Origin of the sequence: Ohtaekwangia sp., assembly GCF_036568665.1 — a bacterium.
Classification (GTDB): domain Bacteria; phylum Bacteroidota; class Bacteroidia; order Cytophagales; family Cyclobacteriaceae; genus Ohtaekwangia.
This window is the reverse complement of sequence record NZ_DATCSD010000303.1, coordinates 22,081-29,524: the sequence shown is the minus strand read 5'-3', so window position 1 is coordinate 29,524 and position 7,444 is coordinate 22,081. Positions and strand designations below refer to the sequence as shown.

Genomic DNA, 7,444 nt, shown 5'->3' with positions numbered 1-7,444 from the left:
TGATACCAGACGATCGCGTAATATCTTTAAATACATTATTATCATTTCTGTACAATCGCGAGCCGCTTACCGGGTCTTCTGTTTTCAGCATGGCGGCTGTGTTGGCTTCGTTCAATACGGGTAATGCCTGTATATTATGGTTGAGCAAAAACATATCGAGATCGCCATCGCGATCATAATCGAAGAAATAGCCTTGCGTGCTGGTAGCAGGACTATCCAACCCATACTGTCTGCCTTCTTCTTTAAACTGTGGTATACCCTGTTCGTTGTTGCCATAGTTGATATATAACTCGTTCACTCTTCGCTCAGGCTTCAAGTTTCCTGAGTAGCATATATATAGATCCAGTTTTCCATCGCCATTCACATCAGCCATCGTTACTCCTGTCTTCCACGGACCATTGCGTGTTTGTATACCGCATTGACGGGTTATATCCGTAAACTGCATGCTGCCGTTGTTCAGGTATAGATGATCGGCAGCCATGTTCGCAGTAAAGTACAGATCATCGAGGCCATCACCATTCAGGTCGCCTGCAGCAATACCCCCACCGTTGTAAAAATATTCGTAAAGCAACACGTTGGTATTAAGCGCTTCGGTGAGTCTGTTCTGAAAGTCGACATGTGTTACGGAGGCTGGCAGCAATTGAAAAAGCGTTGGCTCTGCGGGTAATGTTGCATCGCTCGCTGCCTGCTGTGTTGCCTTCTTGCAGCCGGCAGCCAGTATATATAGGGCAGCCAGGCTATACAGTATAATTCGCTTCAAAGGGTCAGGATGGTTTAGATAGTAAAAAATCTATGCCGATGCTATACACACCGACATAGATTCTAAAGATAACTTCTCCGGATAAAATCAGTATCCCGGATTCTGTACTAATTTATTGTTGCGGTTCATTTCATCGCGATGTATCGGGAGGAAATACATTTTGTCCAGCCACGCCCTGTTCTCTATACCGGGATCTATATCCAGCGGTTCATATACATAGTCGTAGTTGGCAGGATCGTATTTATATACCTTCACATCTTTACCGGCCTTGAGTGTACCGATGATATTGATCCTGCCGGCTTTCCGTCCTAAGGTAGTAGGTGCTATCATCCACCTGCGTGCATCGTGATAGCGGTGTTCTTCATAGGCAAGCTCTACCCTTCGTTCATTGCGATAGCGCTGTCGCAAAGCATCGCCTGCATCTGCAACGGCAGGCATACCCGCCCGGAAGCGGATCTTGTTAAGCCATTGTATAGCCTCTGCTTCTTCACCCAGTTCTATACAGGCTTCAACATAATTCAATACAGCTTCGGTATAGCGGAAGAAAGGCCACGGTATCTGTTGCCTTGTGTTCTGATCGACAATGGCCGGATCGGGATCAATGAACTTCTTCATATAGTATCCGGTGCGCGAACCATTCCAGTCTTCAATAGAACTCTGCCGTGTGTCCAGCCCGAAGTATGATACAACGCTGCCACTACCGTTCACGATCTGGTATTGTCCGGTTTGTATTTCGTTGTAGGGATCTTTACCGGCAGCATCCGCTGTGCGTGGTTTCCACGGAGCGCCATCGAATAGTATGGTGGCATAGAAGCGCGGATCACGGTCGGTATAGGGAGCGGACGCATGTGCAGTGTTTTCCCAATCGAACGATGAACCGTCCATCATTTCATAATCATCCACCAGGTTTTGTATCGGTGTGTTACCGGCCCAGTTATGATAACCGTTTGGTCCGTTGTTGCGACCTACCCATGCTCCGCCTTCATCTTTTGCATTGATGAAGTAACGCGCAAAGATCAACTCTTTCTCGCCACCATTTTTAGAGAGCGACATGTTTGCATAGTTGGCAGTGCCTTGCGTTGCTGATACCGGTGCAGCGAGTGATAACTCATAACCGCCACCGAGATCGATCACAGCTTTCGCTGCATCTTTTGCTTTTTGCCAACGCTCTACGCGCGTGCCACTGGTATAGCCGAGTACATCTTTGTTAGAGAAGTTTGCTATACCGGATGAGTTGGCGGATGCTGTAGCTATATCGTGCAGATCGCTCGCGGCATAGAGCAGTATACGCGCCTTCAACGCGAGGGCTGCTGCTTTTGATGTTCTGCCGGAAGGCATTGCTTTACCATCGAGCAATTGTGCAGCCTGATCGCAATCATTCACAATAAAATCCACGCATTCAGCAAATGTATTGCGGGCTATGGTATAATCTGCTTCACCTAATGTATAGGGCCTGTCTACCAATGGAACACCACCGTAATAGCGCAGCAACTGATGATAGAAATAAGCGCGCATAAAGAGTGCTTCACCCTTCAGTACACTCGCGCTGATCTGCGAGGTGTTTTCGAACTGTGGTGTTTCCAGGTTTTGTATTGCCAGGTTGCAGGCACGGATGCGCGCATACATATTGGGCCAGTTGAGGGTGTTGTTTACCCATCCTATATCTGCCGGATTGGAACGTGCCTCGGTAATGGTATTGATACCACGCCCGGGGTGCGTAAACATAGCTTCATCGGTAAGGGAGGCGAGCATCTGCTCATCAAACCCTCCATTGCCTAATCCATTATATATATCGGTAACAAATGCCTGCGACAGGCCAGGATCTTTCCACACGGCTTCTTCTGGCACTTCACTCAAGGGTTGTGTATTCACAAAATCATCGCTGCAGGCACCTGCTATAAATAACACGATGACAACCGGAAATATATACGTGAGCTTGTTCATATACTTCATCATTTCAAAGAGATTTAAAATGTTACGGTAAGACCTGCGTTGATGATGCGCGACTGTGGATAATACTGCCCGAGTGTATTGGTAGCTTCGGGATCGAACACTGACGATTTATCGATCGTAAACAGGTTGAGTCCGTTCATATATATTCTGAGCTTATTAATACCGGCTTTCTCTCCGATGGCAGCAGGAACTGTATAGCCGATCTCAAAATTTTTGAGACGTATATAATTGCTGCTCTTTAACCAGTAGGTATTGTTGTTGGAATAATACTGGTTGCTGCGGTCGGCAATGCGCGGATGATCGCTGCTCGGGTTATCGATCGTCCAGCGGTTCTGGTATACTTCCAGCACATAGTTACCGATACTGCCCGATTCGCCCGTGCTCAAATATACCTGGCCGCCCGCAGCGCCCTGAAAGAGAATGCTGCAGTCGAAGTTTTTAAAGCCCAGGCTTATATTCAGGCCGCCCTGGAACAAGGGTATATTGGTACGATTGTTCCGGACCTGATCATCGGGGGTAATTTTACCATCGCCATTATAATCTTTATACTTCATATCACCGGGGCGCAGTGTATTGGTAACGGCAGAGTAATCCAGCGTATTGGCGTTGATCTCTTCTTCATCTTTGAACACACCATCGTATTGATACGCCATGAAAGTATACATCGGTCGTCCGGTAGTGCGTTGCCATGCCGGTGCTCCGGGTGCTTCATCCCAGAAGAGAATCTTGTTCTGCGCATAGCCTCCGTTTATACTTGTGGTTAACGACAACTCTCCGATCTGTGTGTTATAGCCAATGAGGAAATCCCAACCGCGGTTTTGTACCTTGCCTATATTTTGTGGCGGCAGTGTCATACCGGTGGTCTGTGGTATAGATCCGGTTTTCTGCAAGAGTATATTATCACGTTTGTTGAAGAACACATCAAACTCGAAGTTGATCTTGCCTTCGAAGAATTGTCCTTCCAGCCCTATATCTTTATTGTTGGCAACTTCCCAGGTGATGTTCAGGTTGGGTACTTTTGTTTCATAGATTGTTCCTACTTCCTGTCCACCGATAATATAGCTGCGGAATGCATTCGTTGAGAGGTATTGATATTCGAGTAATGATCCATCCCAGTTGAGCGTAATGTTATCGTTACCCATCTTTCCCCACGAACCACGCAGCTTCAGGTAATTCATGAAGGTAACGTTGTTCTTGAAGAAGTCTTCTTCAGATATCTGCCAGCCTGCCATGATGCCGGGGAAGAAACCGAAACGCGTATTTTTCGGGAACATATAGGAGCCATCGTACCGCCAGAGGAACTCGGCTATATATTTCTCTTTATAGTTATAGGCTACGCGACCAAAGTAATTAAGGCGCGCGCGCTCCCATGCACCACCACCATTGTTCTTCTCCGGGTTACCACCGGCACTCATCTGATCAACGGCTGATGATATAAAGAATCGTCTATAGGCATTGAAGTTATCGAACTCGATCGTTTCGCGATTGGTACCAGCCAATACAGTCAGTGCATGATTGCCGAATTTTCGATCGTAGGTAATTATACCCCCGAGCAATACGTTGAGCTGATCTTCATCGCCTTGTGTAAGGCGTGGCTCTGCCGGGCCGCGGGCACCTTTGGAAAGTTTAGGCGTAGCTCCGTCTGCTTCATACGATACTTTGTCCCAGGTATATAGATACCACGGTATCTCCCAGCGTTTGGTGCGCTTTACATATTTATCTACCGATGCTGTTCCGGTAAGTTTCAATCCTTTTATCCACGGAATGGTTATATCAAGCTGACCATTGGTTTGCAGGTAATAACGCTTGTCGCGATCGTAACCTGTTTGATTGGTGGTGATCACTACCGGGTTCTCGCCATTCTCTATATCAGGGCCGGGCATACCGTTGGGCCAGTACGCTGGTTGTGTAGGTATACCGCGCATCAGCATACGAAATATAGAGCCGGCCGAGCGTGTAGGGAAGAAACGATATTCTTCGCGTGCCAGCATACCTATACTGGTAGTTATATACTTGTTTACATTGGCATCGAGATTAATACGGAAGTCATATTGTTTATACCCGGTGGCTGCATTTTTATAGAAGGCATCCTGGTTCTGATAGCCTACCGATGCGAGGTACTTGAAGTTATCATTACCGGCTGAGAGCTGTACATTATGCCGCGATTGTGGCGACCATGTTTTGAGTGTACTCTTGAACCAGTCGGTGTTGGGATGTCCCCACGGATCAGAGCCATCATTCAATTTTTGAAAATCTTCCGGAGTATAGGGAGCGCTCACTACACTTCCGTTGGGGCGGGTATAACTTCCGGTTTGTTTAAAGGCTGTGTTGGCCGCGCTCCACTCGGCTACCGGTAAATTATAGATCTCCAGTTCGTTACGCATCTCGGCAAACTGCGAAGCACTTGCCAGCTTGGGTATAACGGTTGGCTGTGCCCATCCCTGGTTATAGGAGTACGACAGTTGTGGTTTACCGGATTTACCGCGCTTGGTTTTTATCAGTATAACTCCATTGGCAGCACGCGCACCATATATAGCAGCGGAGGCATCTTTCAATACGCTCATGCTTTCTATATCAGCCGGGTTGAGACGTTCAAAACCTCCGGTACGTGCCGGTATACCATCGATCACCACTAACGCATTGTTATTACCCAATGTATTCGAGCCGCGTATGCGTATAGTGGAACCGTCATAACCGGGTTCGCCACTGGCCTGCACTACGGTAACACCGGGCATTCTTCCTGCCAGTGAGTTGGAAAGATTTACGGCTGGCGACTTCACCAGGTCTGAACCTCTTACGGTAGCGACTGAGCCTGTAACCGTTTCTTTTTTCTGTTCGCCATATCCTACAACTACAACTTCGGAAAGTTGTTGTACATCGGCCGCGAGTGTAACATCAACGGTGGTGCGGCCACCGATCTCTACTTCCTGTGTAGCATAGCCGATAAAGCTAAAGATCAGTGTAGTGCTTTCGTCAGGCGCTTGCAGACTATATTTACCATCGGCATCCGTGGTTGTGCCATTGGTAGTTCCCTTCACGAGTATATTTACTCCGGGAAGTCCCTGACCATCGGCATCACTCACTTTTCCGCTAATGGTAAGTATATCGGCAACCGGTATAGCATCGGTGTTTTCAGATGCTGCTTCCAGCGGATCATCATCTTCTTCTGTTCTTATCTTGTTCAGTACGATCCGGTCTTTAATAACTTCGTAACGGATATTTAACGGACCCAGCAGTTTGTTCAGAAGTGATTCTAACTTTTCTTTCTCGGCTGAGAAAGAAACTTCCTGTCGGAGTGAAATAAAGTTCTTGCTGTAGACAAACCTGACGGAAGCGCTTTTTTCGATTTTGTCCAGAGCTTTGTTCAAGCTTACGTGCTCGACCGTCAACGTGACATTGCGGTCTAAAACACTTTGTGCTTTGCCGACCTCTGCCCGAGAAATGCCGGTGAGGATCAACATAACGACAATCTGGCTCAACGTAATTCGCATAATTTTGCTGAGGTTGATGTGCGTTTGTAAAATCTCTTGCATAATTTTGATTGTTTCGTTTTTACAAATGAGACACGTCTCCCTGCCTGTGCTGCCAAGCGTAACAGGGAGTACAATTGAATTGGATTAGGGGTGCCGCAATCACTCCTAATCTCTTTTAATAAAGTCTGTTGATCTATTGCATAGTATAAAGGGGTTTAGGTGATTCACTCAACACATCCCTCTCCATCGAGGTAAATCGTGTTGTCTTTCAATTCATAGGTGGCTTCAATCGAACGGCTTAGCAACTCCAGTATATCTGCCAGGTTCTGATTGGTAAAGTCCGCCCGGATAAGGCAGTTATTCAGGTTAGCATTTTTTACCTGGATGTTTACATAGAATTTTTCTTCCAGCATGCGCAGCACACTCCTTACCGGAACATTATCATATACTATAGTAGCCTGTTGCCACATAGCCAGCTCCGGTAATTGTGCCGGTGTTTCTTTCAATAACTTGTTCTCGGATTTTACATAGGTAACGCGCTCGTTCGGTGTAAGAAATACCGATGATGAATCGGTAGTATCTTTTGGTTTCATCTGTACGGCTACACGCCCCGTCATAACCGATACTTCAATGGTAGAAGCATCCTGGTAAGCCTTAATATTAAAACTGGTACCGAGTACGCGTGTAGTTACATTGCACGTAGTAACGATGAAGGGCCGATGCCGGTCTTTTGCTACATCGAAGAAAGCTTCGCCTTTTAATTGTATGGTGCGCACCGCACCGGAAAATCTGTCGGGATACTCTATATAACTTTCGGGCTTCAGCCACACCGTTGTGCCATCGGCAAGTTCTTTGCGAAGTATAGAGGTGGTGGTGTTGCGTAACGTGATGAGGTTCGCTTTAACAACGGGTATAGTTTGTACTTTATCTTTCCGCTGCAATATTATACCGAGTCCTACCACAGCAAGTGCAAGAATAGCTGCCGCTGCTTTGTAAAATGTACTATAGATGTTTGAAGGGTTCTTTTTCTCCGGAGGGAGTTGCCCTATATCTGCCAGGTTGTTTTTGATGCGGGCTATCATTCTTTGCCGGAGTTCTTCGCGCTGCTGTATATCCGGCAGATGCTCATCGTCTGCCGCTTTATCAAAAGCAGCATACCACGCATCTACACGTTCGCTTTCTTCAGGCGTACATTTTCCCTGCAGGTATTTCTGCAGCAACTCCGGAGGTATTCTTTCCATGGTTCAGGGCATTTACT

4 protein-coding genes are annotated in these 7,444 nt (G+C 46.9%); all 4 read right to left on the bottom strand.

The features are described 5' to 3' along the window. A partial coding sequence (locus VIN08_RS16610) for a VCBS repeat-containing protein (protein ID WP_331967299.1) occupies nucleotides 1-760 on the bottom strand: 760 nt, incomplete at its 3' end. A gap of 87 nt (nucleotides 761-847) precedes the next feature. Further along, the gene (locus VIN08_RS16605; protein ID WP_414693289.1) at nucleotides 848-2,713 is read right to left on the bottom strand and encodes a RagB/SusD family nutrient uptake outer membrane protein; all 1,866 of its coding nucleotides are present in this window, start codon (nucleotides 2,711-2,713) and stop codon (nucleotides 848-850) included. Nucleotides 2,714-2,727: 14 nt separating this feature from the next. Beyond that, nucleotides 2,728-6,246 carry a TonB-dependent receptor gene (locus VIN08_RS16600; RefSeq protein WP_331967297.1) on the bottom strand — a complete coding sequence of 1,173 codons (3,519 nt, stop codon included), beginning with the start codon at nucleotides 6,244-6,246 and terminating at the stop codon, nucleotides 2,728-2,730. A 164-nt stretch (nucleotides 6,247-6,410) separates the two neighbouring features. Beyond that, the gene (locus VIN08_RS16595; protein WP_331967295.1) at nucleotides 6,411-7,427 is read right to left on the bottom strand and encodes a FecR family protein; all 1,017 of its coding nucleotides are present in this window, start codon (nucleotides 7,425-7,427) and stop codon (nucleotides 6,411-6,413) included. Nucleotides 7,428-7,444 lie beyond the last annotated feature (17 nt).

Excerpts from the sequence above, each read along its gene's own strand:
- VIN08_RS16600 (WP_331967297.1), bottom strand. The coding sequence starts at position 6,246 with ATGCAAGAGATTTTACAAACGCACATCAACCTCAGCAAAATTATGCGA.
- VIN08_RS16595 (WP_331967295.1), bottom strand. The coding sequence starts at position 7,427 with ATGGAAAGAATACCTCCGGAGTTGCTGCAGAAATACCTGCAGGGAAAA.
- VIN08_RS16605 (WP_414693289.1), bottom strand. The coding sequence starts at position 2,713 with ATGAAGTATATGAACAAGCTCACGTATATATTTCCGGTTGTCATCGTG.